The organism is Caulobacter sp. GW821-FHT09B11, assembly GCF_059418205.1.
In genome coordinates this window covers 102647-120225 of record NZ_JBWKPK010000006.1, presented here as the reverse complement: position 1 = coordinate 120225, position 17579 = coordinate 102647, and the positions used below count along the sequence as shown (strand labels likewise).

General features: G+C 68.8%; 13 protein-coding genes and 1 pseudogene. 3 read left to right on the top strand and 11 right to left on the bottom strand.

Going from position 1 to position 17579, the window contains the following annotated elements:
• Nucleotides 1-200 precede the first annotated feature (200 nt).
• The 3 genes from AC07N1_RS06240 to AC07N1_RS06230 all read right to left on the bottom strand — a co-directional run bounded on the left by AC07N1_RS06240 (nt 201) and on the right by AC07N1_RS06230 (nt 3132).
• A complete protein-coding gene (locus AC07N1_RS06240; RefSeq protein WP_494671016.1) occupies nt 201-1178 on the bottom strand; it encodes a zinc-binding dehydrogenase in 978 nt (325 codons plus the stop codon).
• A gap of 37 nt (nt 1179-1215) precedes the next feature.
• Complete coding sequence (locus AC07N1_RS06235; RefSeq protein WP_494671015.1) at nt 1216-1812, bottom strand: TetR/AcrR family transcriptional regulator; 597 nt, start codon at nt 1810-1812, stop codon at nt 1216-1218.
• A gap of 426 nt (nt 1813-2238) precedes the next feature.
• A complete protein-coding gene (locus AC07N1_RS06230; protein ID WP_494671014.1) occupies nt 2239-3132 on the bottom strand; it encodes a LysR family transcriptional regulator in 894 nt (297 codons plus the stop codon).
• A gap of 96 nt (nt 3133-3228) precedes the next feature.
• Between AC07N1_RS06230 and ilvD the strand changes: the two genes are divergently transcribed.
• Nucleotides 3229-5082: a dihydroxy-acid dehydratase gene (gene ilvD / locus AC07N1_RS06225; protein WP_494671013.1), complete on the top strand. Its 1854-nt coding sequence runs from the start codon at nt 3229-3231 to the stop codon at nt 5080-5082.
• Nucleotides 5083-5295: 213 nt separating this feature from the next.
• Here the strand turns inward: ilvD and AC07N1_RS06220 are convergent, their stop codons facing one another.
• Both AC07N1_RS06220 and manD read right to left on the bottom strand, forming a co-directional pair.
• On the bottom strand, nt 5296-6048 hold the full coding sequence (locus AC07N1_RS06220) for a FadR/GntR family transcriptional regulator (RefSeq protein ID WP_494671012.1): 753 nt from the start codon (nt 6046-6048) through the stop codon (nt 5296-5298).
• Between the two features lie 118 nt (nt 6049-6166).
• Nucleotides 6167-7378 (bottom strand): D-mannonate dehydratase ManD, encoded by a 1212-nt coding sequence (gene manD, locus AC07N1_RS06215; RefSeq protein ID WP_494671011.1) that lies wholly within the window; start codon nt 7376-7378, stop codon nt 6167-6169.
• Nucleotides 7379-7657: 279 nt separating this feature from the next.
• Between manD and AC07N1_RS06210 the strand changes: the two genes are divergently transcribed.
• The gene (locus AC07N1_RS06210) at nt 7658-9862 is read left to right on the top strand and encodes a TonB-dependent receptor (protein WP_494671010.1); all 2205 of its coding nucleotides are present in this window, start codon (nt 7658-7660) and stop codon (nt 9860-9862) included.
• Between the two features lie 200 nt (nt 9863-10062).
• Nucleotides 10063-11379 (top strand): amidohydrolase, encoded by a 1317-nt coding sequence (locus tag AC07N1_RS06205; RefSeq protein ID WP_494671009.1) that lies wholly within the window; start codon nt 10063-10065, stop codon nt 11377-11379.
• A 199-nt stretch (nt 11380-11578) separates the two neighbouring features.
• Here the strand turns inward: AC07N1_RS06205 and AC07N1_RS06200 are convergent, their stop codons facing one another.
• From AC07N1_RS06200 to AC07N1_RS06175, 6 genes and pseudogenes are all read right to left on the bottom strand, one after another.
• The gene (locus AC07N1_RS06200) at nt 11579-12241 is read right to left on the bottom strand and encodes a TetR/AcrR family transcriptional regulator (RefSeq protein WP_492856584.1); all 663 of its coding nucleotides are present in this window, start codon (nt 12239-12241) and stop codon (nt 11579-11581) included.
• 35 nt (nt 12242-12276) lie between these two features.
• Nucleotides 12277-13461, bottom strand: coding sequence for a urate hydroxylase PuuD (locus AC07N1_RS06195; protein WP_494671008.1), 1185 nt, complete (start codon nt 13459-13461; stop codon nt 12277-12279).
• On the bottom strand, nt 13462-13983 hold the full coding sequence (gene uraD, locus AC07N1_RS06190) for a 2-oxo-4-hydroxy-4-carboxy-5-ureidoimidazoline decarboxylase (RefSeq protein ID WP_494671007.1): 522 nt from the start codon (nt 13981-13983) through the stop codon (nt 13462-13464).
• On the bottom strand, nt 13980-14894 hold the full coding sequence (gene puuE, locus AC07N1_RS06185; protein WP_494671006.1) for an allantoinase PuuE: 915 nt from the start codon (nt 14892-14894) through the stop codon (nt 13980-13982). Before puuE ends, uraD begins: the two co-directional genes overlap by 4 nt.
• Before the next feature lie 133 nt (nt 14895-15027).
• Nucleotides 15028-16257 (bottom strand): pyridoxal-phosphate-dependent aminotransferase family protein, encoded by a 1230-nt coding sequence (locus AC07N1_RS06180; RefSeq protein ID WP_494671005.1) that lies wholly within the window; start codon nt 16255-16257, stop codon nt 15028-15030.
• A 79-nt stretch (nt 16258-16336) separates the two neighbouring features.
• Nucleotides 16337-17575, bottom strand: a pseudogene (locus AC07N1_RS06175) (allantoate amidohydrolase); the annotation flags it as partial.
• Between the last annotated feature and the right edge of the window lie 4 nt (nt 17576-17579).

Genomic DNA, 17579 nt, shown 5'->3' with positions numbered 1-17579 from the left:
AAGGAACGACGGTTCGCCATGCTTCGGTTGTAGCGCGCCTTGCGTTTCGCGCCAGGGGTGAGGTTCTGGAAGGAGGCACGCGAGAACCTCGCCCTTCGACAGGCTCAGGGTGAGGTTCTCTACTGCGAGGCTCTGCAATGGTCCTCATCCTGAGCTTGTCGAAGGACGAGGACCACGCACGGCGCATATAGTTCAGCAGGTTACGGCCGCAGCAGCACCTTGCCGGTCTTGCCCGGGGTCAGCGAGGCCTTCACGGCGTCGGACACCTGGTCGAGGCCGTAGACGCCGTCGGTCGGCAGCTTCAGTTTGCCGGTCGCCACCTGGGTCAGCAGTTCGCCGATCAGCTTGCGGCGCAGGTCCGGCGCCATGGTCGCCGAGACGGTCGAGCCCCAGAAGCCCTTCACGGTCAGCTGCTTGAAGATCACCGCGCCCGACGAGATCTGCATCGGCTCGCCGGTCATCGAGCCGAACGAGACCAGAAGGCCGTTCTCGCCCAGCAGGTCGGCCATGTCGCCCGAGGCGGTCCCGCCGATCGAGTCGACGGCCGCCTTGATCGGTGCGCCGCCGGTGATCTCGGCGACGGTCTTCTTCCAGTCCGGATCGGCGGTGGAGACGACGTTGTCGATGCCCAGGTCCGTCAGTTCGGCCACGCCGGCGTCGCGGCGCACCAGGTTGACGACGTTGACGCCGCGGGCCTTGGCCAGCATGGCCAGGGTCTTGCCGACCGCGCCGTTGGCGGTGTTCTGGGCGACCCAATCACCCGCTTCGACGCCCAGCGTCTCGAGGAGCGTGATGGCGCTGAACGGCATGGCGATCAGCTGGGCGGCGGCCTCGTCGGGGATGGCGTCGGGCACGGGCACCAGGCCGGCGGCCGAGGCGATGAAGTATTCGGCCCAGCTGCCGTGCACGCCGGCGACGGCGAAGCGCTGGCCGACCAGGGCGGCGTCGACGCCTTCACCCACCGCGTCGACGATCCCGACCGCCTCGCTGCCGCCGATGGCGGGCAGGGCGGGCTTGTAGCCGTAGTTGCCGCGCACGGTCCAAAGGTCGTGGTTGTGGATCGGCGACAGCAGGGTGCGGATGCGGACCTTGCCGGGGCCGGGCTCGGGGATCGGGCTGTCGGCCAGGGCCAGGACTTCGGCCGGGTCGCCGAACACGTCGTGGATCGCGCTGCGCATGGGGGTCTTCCTTCTTGTTGTCGGGGGAGAGGCGGCCTCAGGCGGCCGCGAGCATCTGTTCGGTGGTCCGCAGCGCTTCGCGCAGCGGACCCTGGTCCTTGGAAAGCTTGGCCAGGATGGCCGCGCCCAGCCACAGGGCGTACATCGCCCGGGCCGTGGCGATCGGGTCGCCGGCGCCGGGCAGGGAGCCGTCGTCGCGGCCCTCGACGATAACGGCGGCGATGCGGCGCACCAGGCGCTCGACGCCGGTGTTGAGGATCAGCCGCATGTCTTCGGACAGGTCGGAGATCTCGGCCGCCAGCTTCACCACCAGGCAGCGGTCGGCCATGCCGCAGGTCGCGTCGGTGTCGAGCCAGACGGCCCAGTAGGCCATAAGCCGCTCGCGGCCGCTGGCGCCGGTGTCGAACAGGCCGGCGAGCTTGACGCCGTACTCGGCGCAGTAGTCGTCCAGCAGGGCGCAGCCGAACGCCTCCTTGGAGGCGAAGTAGTAATAGAACGAGCCCTTCGGCACGCCGCTGGCGTCCAACAGCTCCTTCAGCCCCATGCCGCCGAAACCCTGGCGCAACACCAGCTCGCGGCCGGTGGCCAGGATGTGTTCGCGGGTGAGTTCGGATTTCTTGCGGGCGGCGGTCATGAGGGGTGTATGGCAGATAATAGACCGGTCGTCTAGTTTTGTGTTTTTCCTCCCCCGAGTAGCGAAGCGAAATGGGGGAGGGGGACCGCGAAGCGGCGGAGGGGGCGAGACTGGGCGCTGCGCCTCCATGTTCCCTTCGATCGTCATCCCGGCCGGAGGTCTGCGCAGCAGGCCGCAGAGCTGGGACCCAGGGGGCTGGGCGCAGCGGTTGGGTTCGCAGGCGGTGGTGGCCGGCGCGTTGGGCGTGGCCCCTGGGTCCCGGCTCTCCGCTTCGCTTCGGCCGGGATGACGAGTGTTGTGGGGTTCGGCGCTGGCCCCCTCCGGCCCTCCGGGCCACCTCCCCCAGAGGGGGAGGATCTGGTTGGCGCGGCGCCTTTCTAGGTGCTCCCCCTCTGGGGGAGCTGTCGCGGAGCGACTGAGGGGGTCTTACGCCCCCACCAACCGCAGCATCTCCCGCAAAGTCGGCGTGTCGTCGTCGCGCCGCCACGCGAGCCCTGTCTCCAGCGTCGGCGGATCGCGGACCTCGACATAGGCCACGCCCGCCCGCGCCAGGTTGCGCAGCGAGTCCGGCACCAGGGCCACGCCCAGGCCGGCGGAGACCAGGCTGATGATGGTCTGCATCTGGATGGCCTCCTGCACGATGTGGGCGGGGCGGCCCAGGCGGGCGAAGTAGCCGGTGACGAGGTCGTGGAAGGCGGGGGCCACGGTGCGGGGAAACAAGATCAGCGGGGCGTCGACGATGGCCTCCGGGACGAGCACCCCGTCCTCGACCGCCAGCCGGCCGTCGGCGATCCAGGCGGCCGGGGCGGCGGCGACCAGGGGCTCGGAGACCAGGCGCTGATAGGCCAGGGGCTCGGGCAGGGCGCGGTCGGAGGGCGGGATGATGATGCCGGCATGGCGCTCGCCGGCGAGGATGGCGGGGATCTGGACGTCGCTGGTGGCCTCGACCAGGCGGATCTCGACGTCCGGATAGGCCCGGGAATAGCGGCTGACCAGGTCGGGCAGGACGCTGTAGTCGGCGGTGCTGACGAAGGACAGCGACAGCAGGCCCGTCTGGCCGTCGCGCAGTCGCCGGGCGGTGGTCGGCAGTTCGTCCACGGCCGCCAGGGCCGCTAGCACGTCCGGAAGCCAGGCCTCGCCCAGGGGGCTGAGGCGCACGCTGCGCTTGGAGCGTACGAACAGCGGCGCGCCCAGGGTCTTTTCCAGCGCCATGATCGACTGGCTGAGCGGCGGCTGGGTCATGCCCAGGCGCTCGGCCGCGCGGCCGAAATGCAGGGTCTCGGCGACGGCCGCGAAGTGGCGCAGCGGGCGGATGTCCATCTCATATCTCTGGCGACCTAATATCGCCGTTCTAATATATTTTGAAAGCGCGGGGCAGGGGCGTAATAACCCCACAGCCGACACTGAGATTTTCCCATGCCTCCCTATCGCTCACGCACCTCCACCCACGGCCGCAACATGGCCGGCGCCCGCGGCCTGTGGCGCGCCACCGGCATGAAGGACTCCGATTTCGGCAAGCCGATCATCGCGGTCGCGAATAGTTTCACCCAGTTCGTCCCGGGCCACGTGCACCTGAAGGACCTGGGCCAGCTGGTCGCCCGCGAGATCGAGGCGGCCGGCGGCGTGGCCAAGGAATTCAACACCATCGCCGTCGACGACGGCATCGCCATGGGCCACGGCGGCATGCTGTATTCGCTGCCCAGCCGCGAACTGATCGCCGACGCGGTCGAGTACATGGTCAACGCCCACTGCGCCGACGCGATCGTCTGCATCTCCAACTGCGACAAGATCACGCCCGGCATGCTGATGGCCGCCATGCGCCTGAACATCCCGGTGGTCTTCGTCTCGGGCGGGCCGATGGAGGCCGGCAAGGTGCAGATCAAGGGCGCGATCCGGTCGCTGGACCTGGTCGACGCCATGGTCGTGGCCGCCGACGACAAGTACACGGACGAGGAAGTCGAGGCGATCGAGAAGGCCGCCTGCCCGACCTGCGGCTCGTGCTCGGGCATGTTCACCGCCAACTCGATGAACTGCCTGACCGAAGCGCTCGGCCTGTCGCTGCCCGGCAACGGCTCGGTCCTGGCCACCCACGCCGACCGCGAGGCCCTGTTCAAGGAAGCCGGCCGGCTGATCGTCGACCTGTGCCAGCGCTGGTACGAGCAGGGCGACGCCACGGCCCTGCCGCGCGGCATCGCCACCCGGGCGGCGTTCGAAAACGCCATGAGCCTGGACATCGCCATGGGCGGCTCGACCAACACCGTGCTCCACCTGCTGGCCGCCGCCAGCGAGGGCGAGGTCGAGTTCTCGATGGCCGACATCGACCGGCTGTCGCGCCGCGTGCCCTGCCTGTCGAAGGTGGCCCCGGCCAAGAGCGACGTGCACATGGAAGACGTCCACCGCGCCGGCGGCGTGCCGGCCATCCTGGGCGAACTGGAAAAGGGCGGCCTGATCGACGCCACCCAGCCCACCGTCCACGCCGCGACCATGGCCGAGTCCCTGGCCCGCTGGGACATCGGCCGCACCAACAGCGGCACGGCCCAGGAGTTCTTCCGCGCCGCCCCGGGCGGCAAGCCGACCCAGATCGCCTTCAGCCAGGCCGCGCGCTGGGAGGACCTGGACCTCGACCGCGAGAAGGGCGTCATCCGCTCGGTCGAGCACCCGTTCTCCAAGGACGGCGGGCTGGCCGTGCTGTTCGGCAACCTGGCGCCGGAAGGCTGCATCGTGAAGACGGCGGGGGTCGACGAGTCGATCCTGACCTTCCGTGGCGTGGCCCGGGTGTTCGAGAGCCAGGAAGACGCCGTCAGCGGCATCCTGGGCGGCAAGGTCACGGCCGGCGAGGTCGTGGTCATCCGCTACGAAGGCCCCAAGGGCGGCCCGGGCATGCAGGAGATGCTTTACCCGACCACCTATCTGAAATCGAAGGGCCTGGGCGCGGCCTGCGCCCTCATCACCGACGGCCGCTTCTCGGGCGGCACCTCTGGCCTGTCGATCGGCCACGTCTCGCCGGAAGCCGGCGAGGGCGGCCTGATCGCCCTGGTCGAGACCGGCGACTCGATCCTGATCGACATCCCCAACCGCGGCATCCAACTGGAAGTCTCCGACGCGGTGCTCGCCGAACGTCACGCCGCCCAGCTGGCGCGCGGCAAGGACGCCTGGAAGCCGAAGGACCGCAAGCGCGAAGTCTCTCCGGCGCTTCGGGCTTACGCGGCCATGACCACCAACGCCGCGCGCGGCGCGGTGCGGGATGTCAGCCAGGTCGAGCGGGGGTAGTTTTCGCTTTGGCGGGCGAGGTGATTGACCTCGCCCAACGCCCTTAGCCGTCATCCCGGCCGAAGCGTAGCGAAGAGCCGGGACCCAGGGGACTGGGCGCGGCGGTTAGGTTCGCCGCCTATTGCTGTCGCCAACTCAATGCGCCGGCCCCTGGGTCCCGGATAAGCGCTGCGCGCTTTCCGGGATGACGAGGAAGGGGGGCGAGGGAAGCGGCTAGATCGCCACCCGCTTGGCGATCGCGTCACGTCGCGCGCTCGTCTCCTGCTGCGCCCGTTCGACCGCCTCGGTCTCCGTCGCGTGCAGCAGGTGCTCGATCACCCGTTCAAGGTGGTCGCGCATGGCCTGGCGGGCGGCGGCGGGATCGCGGGCCTTCAGGGCGTCGACCACGCGGCGGTGCTCGGCGATGCGCGGCTCCAGGCCCATGCCGCGGGCGCGGGCCAGGATGTTGCGGGCCAGGGGCGAGCGGTTGCGCCAGTCCCACAGGTTCTCGATCGTGGCGATGATCGCGCCGTTGCCGGTGGCGCCGGCGATCACGAGGTGGAACTCGCGGTCGGCGTCCTCGCCCCGGATCTCCTCTTCCTCGTGCATGCGCTCGAGCAGGCTTTCCAGCTGGGCGATCTGCTCCTCGGTGATCGAGGTGGCGGCGAGCGCCGCGGCCTCGCCCTCGAACAGGCGGCGGGCCTCGATCAGCTCGAAGGCGCCGATTTCCGTGTCGCGCTCGGCCGGCTGGGGCGCGACGGGGCGCACGTCGCCGGTGACATAAATGCCCAGGCCGTGGCGGGCCTCGATCATGCCCAGCATTTCCAGGGCGATCATCGCCTCGCGCAGGGTGGGGCGGGAGACGCCGAACTGCTCGGCCAGTTCGCGCTCGGTCGGCAGGCGGTCGCCCAGCTTGTACTGACCCGCCTCGATGGCGTCGGCCACGGTGTCCGCGATCTTGCGGTAGAGCTTGACGTTGTCCGACATGGGGTCCTGGAATCGACGCGCGGAACCTTAAGGTTCGACACCGATAACATAACCCTTGTCGGACGCCCCGGCTATTTGGTCTGACAAGATCGCGGCGGCGATCTCACCACGCCGGCGCTCACCAATCGTGCATGGAGCCGTCTTCGCGGCGGGCCACGGGCAGGTAGGCGCGGCTGTAAGGGTATTTCGCCGCCAGGGTCTCGTCGATATCGACCCCCAGGCCCGGCGCCTCGCCCGGATGCAGCATGCCGTCGTCGAACGTATAGGCGTGCGGGAACACCGCGTCGGTCTCGGCCGTGTGGCGCATGTATTCCTGGATCCCGAAGTTGGGGATCGACAGGTCGAAGTGCAGGGCCGCGGCCATGCAGACGGGCGAGAGGTCGGTGGCACCATGGCAGCCGGTGCGTACGCCGTGCATGTCGGCGAAGGCGGCCACGCGGCGCAGGTGGGTGATGCCGCCGGCGTGCACCACGGTGGCGCGGATATAGTCGATCAGCTGTTCCTCGATCAGCTGCTTGCAGTCCCAGATCGAGTTGAAGATCTCGCCCACGGCCAGCGGTGTGGTGGTGTGCTGGCGGATCAGGCGGAAGTTGGCCTGGTTCTCGGCCGGGGTGGCGTCCTCCATCCAGAACGGCCGGTAGGGCTCGAGGTCCTTGCCCAGGCGCCCGGCCTCGATGGGGGTCAGGCGATGGTGCACGTCGTGCAGCAGATGGACGTCCCAGCCCAGCTTCTCGCGCGCCGCCTCGAACAGCGGCGGCGCGCTGCGCAGGTATTTCTCGGTCGACCAGACGCTTTCGCTGGGCAGGTCGGCGTCGGCCGGCTCGTAGAAGAAGCGGTCTTTGGAGACGCCGTAGACGGTCTTCAGCCCCGGCACGCCCGACTGCAGGCGGATGGCCTTGTAGCCCTGCTCGGCATAGACGGCGGCGTTGTCGAGGGTCTCCTCGATGCTGGCCCCGTTGGCGTGGCCGTAGACCATGACGCCGGTGCGGCAGGCCCCGCCCAAGAGCTGGTAGAGCGGCAGGTTCGCGATCTTGGCCTTGATGTCCCACAGGGCCATATCGACCGCGGCGATCGCCGACATGGTCACCGGCCCGCGCCGCCAGTAGGCGCCCTTGTAGAGGAACTGCCAGATGTCCTCGATCTGGTGGGCGTCGCGGCCGATCAGGCAGGGGATGACGTGGTCGTTGAGATAGCTGGCCACCGCCAGTTCGCGGCCGTTCAGGGTGGCGTCGCCGATCCCGTAAACCCCGTCGCTGGTCTCGATCTTCAGGGTCACGAAGTTGCGGCCCGGGCAGGTGACGATGACCCTGGCGGCGGTGATCTTCAGCATCGGCGTCTTTCCGCGGCGGCGCCGTTACGCGGCGACAGGCTTCCCGTCATCTCGTTTAAACGGGGCGGGTCGGTTGTCAATCCAATGGTCAGACCAATTGGCCGGCAAAGACTCGACCACGATGAGAGGCGCGGCGGGCGGGCGCCTCGCAAAAGGGCGCCAAAATCGATCCCAATAATATCGATACAAAAGCGTTGACATATTTTCGACCCAGACCCCAGCCTGGACGTCGACCCGCCATCAGAGCGGGCGTGACCATGCATGCACTGGGGACCTGCTATGCGTACCGACCTGAAGATCCTGCTTTCCACGGCGGCGCTCGCCGCCCTGGCCGCGCCGCTGGGGGCGGCCGCTCAGACCGCTGCTCCCGCGCCGGCCGCCGACGAGACCGTCGAGGAGATCGTCGTCACCGCGCTGAAGCGCTCGACCACCCTCCAGACCACGCCGATGGCCATCAGCGCCGTCACCGGCGACAGCCTGCAGAAGATCGGCGCCACCGGCCTGCAGGACTATTTCCGCGCCGTGCCGGGCGTGAACCTGACCCAGGGCCAGCTTGGCCAGAGCCGCGTGACCATCCGCGGCGTGCAGGGCTCGGGCGAGGCCACCACCGGCCTCTATTACGACGAGACCTCGATCACCGGCCCCTCGGGCACCACCCAGGATCCGGCCAACAACGCCGCCGACCTCAACCTGTTCGACGTCGAGCGGGTGGAAGTGCTGCGCGGCCCGCAGGGCACGCTGTATGGCGGCGGCTCGATGGGCGGCACCATCCGGGTGATCTACGCCAAGCCCGACAGCACGCAGTTCAGCGCCTCGATGGAGGCCCAGGCCAGCACCACCAAGGGCGGCTCGCAGGGCTCGTACCTGAAGGCCATGGGCAATATCCCGCTGATCGAGGGCAAGCTGGCCGCCCGCATCGTCGCCTATACCGAGGACCGCCCCGGCTATGTCGACAACGTCAAGACCGGCGCCAAGAACATCAACGACAGCCACGCCGACGGCTATCGCGCCATGCTGGGCTTCACGCCCACCGACGACATCTCGCTGGTGGTCACCAAGATCCACCAGAACTCGTCGGCCGACGACCTGCAGGGCTGGTACGACCGCCTGGGCGACGACAAGACCGACAGCGTCGTGAAGCTGCCGCTGAACACCGAGATGGATCTGACCAGCGTCACCGGCAAATGGTCGAGCCCGATCGGCGAGCTGACCGCGTCCAGCGCCTACTACAAGTACGACATGCTGCGGACGATCGACTTCACCCCGCAGTACAAGCCCTATATCGGCAGCGCCTATGGCGTGATCGGCTACCAGCCGGCCTATCTGGGCGCCTGGAACCACGAGGTGCGGCTGTCGTCGAAGGGCGAGGGCCAGCTGCAGTGGACGGTCGGCGGCTACATGGAGCTGCGCAAGGACCACATCGACAGCAACACGGTGCTGACCAGCCTGTCGACGGGCCTGCCCTACAGCCCGACGCAGTACGTGCAGGGCCGTTACGTCAACACCAACGTCAAGCAGACCGCCGAGTTCGGCGAGCTGACCTGGACGCCGCCGCAGGTCGAGGGCCTGTCGCTGACGGTGGGCGCGCGCCACTACGACTACACCAAGACCACCGGCAGCGCGGGCACGCAGCGCAACCTGCTGACCGGCGCCGCGCCGGCCGCCTATTCCGAGCAGACCGCCGAAGCCTCGGGCTGGGTCTACAAGTTCAACGCCAGCTACAAGATCACTTCGGACATCATGGCCTACGCCACGGCGTCCGAGGGCTTTCGGCCGGGCGGCGCCAACAACGTGCCGGGCCTCAACAGCAAGCTTGTCGTCTACAATCCCGACAGCCTGTGGAACTATGAGGCGGGCCTGAAGACCGCCTGGCTGGGCGGCAAGCTGACCGCCAACACCGCCGTCTACCGCATCGACTGGAAGAACCGCCAGACCAGCGCCATCACCGCCGACGGCCTCTATTCCTTCATCACCAACGCCGGCGCCGCGCGAATCCAGGGTATCGAGCTGGAGGTCTCGGCCCGTCCGATCCACGGCCTCTCGCTGAACGGTTCGGTGGGCTACACCAAGGCGGAGCTGACCGAGGACCAGGCCAACGCCAACATCCTGGTCGACGGCTCGACGGGCAAGAAGGGCGACCGCATCGCCAACGTGCCCGACTGGACGGCCGCGGCCTCGGCCCAATACACGTGGCCGCTGCCGGTCGCGGGCCTCAACGGCCTGGTGCGCGCCGACTACGCCTATACCGGCGACATGGTCTCCACCTTCCGCCCGACCTACGTCTACTACGACAAGTTCGGCGGCTTCAGCACGGTGAACCTGCGGGCCGGGGTCGAGGGCGAGGGCTGGGGCGTCTACGCCTTCGTCAGCAACCTCACCGACGCCGAGGGGATCATGAACAAGAACAGCAACGTCGGGTACCAGGACCTGCTTTATGGATTGACCCCGCGCACCTTCGGGGTGAACGCCCGTCGGAAGTTCTGATCGATCTCCAAGGTCGTCATCCCGGAAGCCTCGTAGAGGCTATCCGGGACCCAGGGGCGGACGCACAGCGGTTGCCCCTGGGTCCCGGCTCTCCGCTTCGCGAAGTTTACCCTCGGGCGCGCTTTGCGCGACCCGGGGGGCCGGGATGACGAGAGTTTTCAGCGTAAAACCAGAAGGGCGCGGTCCGCCGCGCGAGCCGCATGACCTCCAAGACCTTCACCCTCGCCGCCGCCCTGGCCCTGCTGGCCGCGCCTGCCTTCGCCGCGCCGCTGAACGTCCCGGCGACGGCGACCGCCATCAAGGCCCAGCTGGACCGCGACTACCCGCAGCTCGACGCGCTCTACAAGGACATCCACGCCCATCCGGAACTGGGCTTCCAGGAGGTCGAGACGGCCAAGAAGCTGGCCGCGCAGATGCGCGAGCTCGGCTTCACGGTCACCGAGGGCGTCGGCAAGACCGGCGTGGTGGCCGTGCTCAAGAACGGCGAGGGCCCCAGCGTTCTCGTGCGCACCGAACTCGACGCCCTGCCGATGGAAGAGAAGACGGGCCTGCCCTACGCCAGCCGCGCCAGGACCACCTGGAACGGCGCCGAGGTGTTCGTCGCCCATTCCTGCGGCCACGACGTGCACATGGCCGCCTGGATCGGAACCGCCCGCCAGCTGGTCGCCCTGAAGGCCAGGTGGAAGGGCACGCTGGTGTTCGTCGCCCAGCCGTCGGAAGAGACGGTCAGCGGCGCCAAGGCGATGATCAACGACGGCTTCTTCCAGAAGTTCGGCAAGCCCGACTACGGCTTCGCCTTGCACGTCGGTCCCGGCGCGGCGGGTCAGGTCTATTACAAGGCCGGCGTCCTGACCTCGACCTCCGACGCCTTGGAGCTGACCTTCAACGGCCGCGGGGCCCACGGCTCGATGCCGGCCGCCTCGATCGACCCGGTGATGATGGCCGCCCGCTTCACCGTCGACGTCCAGAGCGTGATCAGCCGCGAGAAGGATCCGGCGGCGTTCGGCGTCGTCACGGTCGGCTCGATCCAGGCCGGCAGCGCCGGCAACATCATCCCCGACAAGGCCAAGGTGCGCGGCACCATCCGCACCCAGGACGACGGCGTGCGCACCAAGATCCTCGACGGCGTGACCCGCACCGCCAAGGCCGTGGCCGAGATGTCGGGCGCCCCGGCGCCGGATCTCGAGCTGATCCCCGGCGGCAAGGCGGTGGTCAACGACGCGGCCCTGACCGAACGCACCGCCGTCGTCTTCAAGGCCGCCTTCGGCAAGGACGCGGTCGCCGTGCCGTCGCCCGGCTCGGCCAGCGAGGACTATTCGGAGTTCATCATCGCCGGCGTGCCCTCGGTCTACTTCTCGATCGGCGGCTTCGATCCCAAGGCGATGGCGGAAGCCAAGGCGAACGGCAAGCCGCTGCCCGTCAACCACTCGCCCTTCTTCGCCCCGGTTCCCGAGCCGAGCATCCGCACGGGGGTGGAGGCGATGACGCTGGCGGTGATGAACGTGATGAGCCGCTAGGCCCCCTCATTCGCTCCGCGACAGCTCCCCCAGAGGGGGAGCATCTTTCTTGGCGGGGTGTCGGCCAAGATCCTCCCCCTCTGGGGGGGGGGGCCCGGAGGGCCGGAGGGGGGACGTTTTCAGCTGCCTCGGAGGCGGCGTTTCTCCCCCCACCGATCGCTGCGCGATCACCTCCCCCACGGGGGGAGGTTCCTTCACCTCACGCCTTCCGCAGATACCCCTCCAGCACGTCCAGCGCATGCTGGAGCCGCGCCCGGCGCCACTCGGGCGTGGTCATGTCGGTGTCCAGCGTGGCCGACAGCGACCAGCCGTTGGCCAGGTGGAAGCGGCTCATGGCGGCGATGGTGACGTAGATCTGGATCGGGTCGAGGTTGTCGCGGAACAGGCCCTGGGCCTGGCCGCTCTCGATCAGCCGCTCGATGGTGCGGCGCAGGGGGAAGGCGGTCTCTGTGACCTTACGCGATTGCGCCACGAACCGCCCTTGCAGCAGGTTCTCGTTGCGCAGTAGGCCCTCGAACTTCGGATTCTTCTCGAAGTATTCGAAGGTGAAGCGCTGCAATTCGAGGAAGCCCGCCATCGGCTTGTCGAAGTCGATCTTCAGCTCGGCTTCGCGGTTGCGCAGGTCCTCGTAGGCGCTTTCCAGCACGGCGACATAGAGGCCCTTCTTGTCGCCGAAGTAGTGGTAGAGCATGCGGATGTTGCACTTGGCGGCCTTGACGATCCGCTCGATGCGCGCGCCCGCGAACCCGGCCTGAGAAAACTCCTTCAGCGCCGCCGACATGATCGCCTTGCGGGTCCGCTCGGCGTTGCGCTTGCGCGGGGCCGGGGCGTCGGGGGCGACCTCGTGATCGGCGTCGGACAAGGGGGCGGTCTCCAGCGTCGCCAGGGGGGAGGGCGTCAGGGCAGTTTGGCCCCGGATTCGATCCAGGCGCCAAGCTTGGCGCGCTCCTCATCGGTCATATGGGTCTCGTTGCCAAGCGGCATGCTCGTGCTGAGCACAGCGCGTTCCTTGATCTTCGGCGCATAGCGGACGATGTGCTCGGCGCTGTCGAAGGTCGCGCCGTTGGGCGGGGCCGAGAAGCCGCGATGGGTGGGCGCGGCGCTGTGGCAGGTCACGCAGTGCTTCTGCACGATCGCCTGGGCCTCGAAGAAGCTGACCGGCCCCAGCACGGCGGGGGTCTTGGGCTTCTGGCTGACGATCACGCTGACGGCGAACATCAGCATGGCCCCGTAAAACAGGAAGTCGTGCCGGATGATCCCGTGGTGGCGCAGGTTGAAGAAGTGGCGGATCGAGATCCCCGCCACGCCGATCAGCGCCAGCAGCAGCCAGGCCTTCGGGTGGCCGGTGATCGCCGGATAGTGGTTGCTGATCATGATGAACAGGATCGGCAGGGTCATGTAGTTGTTGTGCACCGAGCGCTGCTTGCCGGCCGCGCCCAGGCGCGGATCGACTTCGCGTCCCGCCAGCATGTCGGCGACGATCTTCCGCTGGTTGGGGATGATCGTGAGAAAGACGTTGGCCGCCATGGCCGTGCCGATGATGGCGCCGACATGGATAAAGGCCCCGCGATCGGTGAAGAGGTGCTGCAAGGCGTAGGCCGCGCCGATCAGGGCTGCGAACCAGATGATGCCGAACAGGCGAGGGCGCTCCACCAGCGGCGAGCGGCACAGGCCCTCATAGACGGCCAGGCCGCCGAAGATGAAGGCCAGGCCCACGCCCACGGCCTGCCAGTGGGTGAAGGCGTGCTTGGTCGGGTCGATCAGATAGACCGGCGCGCCCCAGTAGTAGAGCACGAACAGCAAAGCAAAGCCCGACAGCCAGGTGGTGTAGGCCTCCCACTTGAACCAGTGCAGGTGGCCCGGCATGTGCGCCGGGGCGACCATGTACTTCTGCGAATGGTAGAAGCCGCCGCCATGCACGGCCCACAGCTCGCCCTTCACCCCGTCTTTCGGCGGCTCGGGCGCGCGCAGATTGTTGTCGAGCCAGACGAAGTAGAACGAGGCCCCGATCCAGGCGACGCCCGCGATCACGTGCAGCCAGCGGAGCGCCAGGTTCAGCCAGGCGGCGAGATCGTAGTCCATCTATTGCGTCACGGCGTCTTGGATGCGGAGCTTGGAGATGAGGCCGATCTGCTGGATCGCCTCGGCGATCTCGGCCTCGCGGTCGTTGGACAGGCGCGCCTGCATGGCCCGCAGGATCGAGCTCTTGTCGTTCAGCCGCACGCAGATGATGAACGGAAAGCCGAAGGCCTTGCCGTAGGCGGCGTTGAGGTCGTGGAAGCGGGCGAACTCCTCGGGCGTCAACCGGTCCAGGCCCGCGCCGGCCTGTTCAGCCGTGCTCTCCGCGGTCAGCGCCTTGGCGATCGCCGCCTTGCCGGCCAGTTCGGGGTGGGCGCGGATCAGGGCCAGCTTGTCGTCGACGGAGGCGGCGTTCAGCACGTTCATCATCGCGCCGTGCAGGGCCTCGATGCTGGCGAACGGGCGGGCGTCCCAGGCGCGTTCGACGACCCAGGGCGACAGCTCGAAAGCGAAGCCCAGGGCGGTGACGAAGCCCGTCTGGTTCATGCTGTTGAGGCGAGCCAGGGTGAGGGGCGGGGCGCTCATGCCTTGGCTCCATACGGATGCGTTGCGATCCAGTGGCGGGCGATGTCGATGCGCCTGGCCACCCAGACCTTGTCGTGGCGGGTCACGTGCTCGAGGAACCGCCGCAGGGCCATGATCCGCGCCGGCCTGCCGACGATGCGGCAGTGCAGGCCGATGCTCATCATCTTCGGCGCCGTCTCGCCCTCCAGCCAGAGGGCGTCGAAGGCGTCGCGCAGATAGGCGAAGAACTGGTCGCCGCTGTTGAAGCCCTGGGGGGCGGCGAAGCGCATGTCGTTGGTGTCGAGCGTATAGGGCACGATCAGCTGGGCGCGGCCGTGCTGGTCGTCCCAATAGGGCAGGTCGTCGCTGTAGCTGTCGGCGTCGTAGACGAAGCCGCCTTCTTCAGCGACCAGCCGTGCGGTGTTTGGGCTGGTGCGGCCCTGGTACCAGCCCAGCGGGCGCTCGCCGGTCAGCCGCTTGTGCACCTCGATGGCCTTGCCGATGTGCTCGCGTTCGAGGTCTTCGGGGAAGTGCTGGTAGTCGATCCAGCGATAGCCGTGGCTGGCGATCTCCCAGCCCGACTTCATCATCGCCTCGACCACGTCCGGATGGCGCTCCATGGCCTGGGCGACGCCGTAGACGGTCAGCGGCAGGCCGAACTCCTCGAAGAGGCGCCGGATGCGCCAGAAGCCGGCGCGCGAGCCGTATTCATAGAGGCTCTCCATCGACATGTGCCGCGCGCCCTCGATGGGCCGGGCGCCGACCATCTCCGACAGGAAGTATTCGCTGACGGGGTCGCCATGCAGCACGCTGCGCTCGGCGCCTTCCTCGTAGTTCAGCACGAACTGCACGGCCACGCGGGCGCCATTGGGCCATTGGGCGTGCGGCGGGTGTTCGCCGTAGCCGACGAGGTCTCTTGGGTAAGCCGTCATGCGCCGCAGACCCCCTCAGTCGCTCCGCGACAGCTCCCCCAGAGGGGGAGCATCTTGAAGGACGCCGCGCCGGCCGAGATCCTCCCCCTCTGGGGGAGGTGGCCCGGAGGGCCGGAGGGGGTCTTCACCACCATCATCCAAACACCCCCGCCGCCGCATCCACGCCCGCTCCCGCCGGCGCGCCGAAACCCTCCCAGCGCAGCACCGCCTCCAGCGCCGCCAGGGTCTGAAGCACCGCATGCTTGCGGGCGTTCACGCCCATGGTCCCGATCCGCCAGATCTTGCCCGCAAGAGGCCCGAAGGCCGCGCCGATCTCGATCTCGAACTCGGTGCGCATGCGGGCTTTCACCCGGTCGTAGTCGACGCCCGCCGGCGCGATCACGCCGGTGACGTTGGCCATCTTGTGGGCCTGGTCGCCGTAGACGGTCAGGCCCAAGGCCTCGATCCCGGCGGTCATGGCGGCGCCGGCCTGGGCGTGGCGGGCGAAGCGGGCCTCGAGCCCTTCCTCCAGCACGATCCGCGCGCATTCGCGGGCGGCGAACAGCATGCTGGCGGCTTCGGTGTGGTGGTTCAGGCGCTTGTCGGACCAGTAGTCCATGATCATCGCCAGATCGAAATAGTTGGAGGCGATGCGGCGGCCGCTGCCGATATTGCCTGGGCCCGCGAGACCCTTCTCCACATGGCGGCGGGAAAAGATGTGGTCGGCGGCCTTGTCGCTGATGGTGATCGGGGCCGAGCCGGAGGGGCCGCCCAGGCACTTCTGCAGGCCGGCGGTGACGATGTCGGCCTTCCAGGCGTCGACCGGCACGCTCATGCCGCCCAGGGTGGCGGTGGCGTCGACATACAGAAGCGCGTCGTGCCGGGCGCAGATCTCGCCGATGGCCTCGATCGGCTGGGCGATGGTGGTCGAGGTGTCGCCGTGTACGCAGGCGACCAGGCGGGGCTTCACCCGCGCGACCGCGTCCTCGACGGCCTGGGGGTCGACGACCTTGCCCCACTCGCCCTCGACGAAGGTGACATGTGCGTCGCAGCGCTCGGCGATCTCGGCCAGCAGCAGGCCGAAGCGTCCGGCGTTGACCACCACGATGTCGTCGCCCGGAACCAGGGTCGAGACCAGGGCCGCCTCGATCCCAGCCCGCGAAGTGCCGTCGACCAGGAAGGTCCACTGGTTCTGGGTCTGGAAGACGCCGCGATAGAGCGCCATCGTCTCGTTCATGTAGCCGGTGAACTCGGGATCGAACTGGCCCAGCAGCTGCACCGACATGGCCCGCAGCACGCGCGGGTGCACGTTGATCGGGCCGGGCCCCATCAGCAGGCGGGCGGGGTGGTCGAGGTCTTTGAAGGTATCCATACGCCTATCCATCAAGTCGTCATCCCGGACGCCCCGCAGGGGCGATCCGGGACCCAGGGGCGGTGCGCACGGCCCCTGGGTCCCGGCTCTCCGCGCTGGCGCGCTCCGGCCGGGATGACGATGTAAATTCAGTGGAAAGCCGCTCCACGAACCCCACCATCGCCCGCGCGGCCAGGGCGCAGTCGGCGTCGGTGACGGCTTCGGCGGGGTTGTGGCTGATCCCGCCCTCGCAGCGGATGAACAGCATGGCGGTGGGGCAGAGGTCGGCGATGACCATGGCGTCGTGGCCGGCGCCGCTGGGCAGGCGGCGCGCCGGTCCGCCGAGGTCGGCCACGGCGGCCGACAGCAGGTCGGTCAGGCCCGCGTCGCAGGGGCTCTCGGCCAGGGCCTGCATCAGGGTGACCGACACCGTCAGGCCGCGCCGGGCTGCGATGGCCTCGATCTCGGCGCTCACGGCCTCAACGGCGGCGTCGCGGGTGGCCGAGGTCTCGGCGCGGATGTCCATCGAGAACTCGACGGCCCCGGGAATGACGTTGAAGGCGCCGGGCAGGGCGGTCAGCCGGCCGACCGTGCCGACCAGGCCGTCGGTCCCGGCCAGCGGGCCGTCGCGGCAGATGCGCTCCAGGGCCAGCACCGCCTCGGCGGCGGCCGGGCCGGGATCCTTGCGCAGGCCCATCGGCGTGGTGCCGGCGTGACCCGCCTGACCCTTGAACCGCACCATCAGCCGCTTCTGGGCGGCGATGGCGCTGACGACGCCCAGGGACAGGCCCTCGGCCTCCAGCACCGGGCCCTGCTCGATATGGGCTTCGAGGAAGGCGAAGATCTCGCCCGGCTTGCGGGCCGCTTCGGTCAGGCGCGTAGGATCCAGGCCGAAGGCGGCGAAGGCCTCGGCCAGGCTCGTCCCTTCCGCGTCGGTCATCTCCATGACCTTGGGATCGACCGTGCCGGCCACGGCGCGGCTGCAGGCCATGGAGGCGGGAAAGCGCGAGCCTTCCTCGTCGCCGAACGCGACAGCCTCGATGGCGAAGGGCAGGCGGCGGCCCTGGCGGTGGAAGGCCTCGATCACGTCGATCGCCAGCATCACCCCCAGCGCGCCGTCATAACGTCCGCCGTTGCGCACGCTGTCGATGTGCGAGCCGATCAGCAGGGCCGGGGCGCCCGGCGTCGCGCCCTCGTAGCGGCCCACCAGATTGCCGGCGGCGTCGAGGCGGGCGGCCATGCCGGCCTCTTCCATCCAGAACTTCAGGGTGTCGAGGGCGGCCTTGTGGGCGCTGGTCAGGAACCGCCGCACCAGCATGTCGTCGGCCTCGCTGAAAGGCGCCGCGCCCATCAGG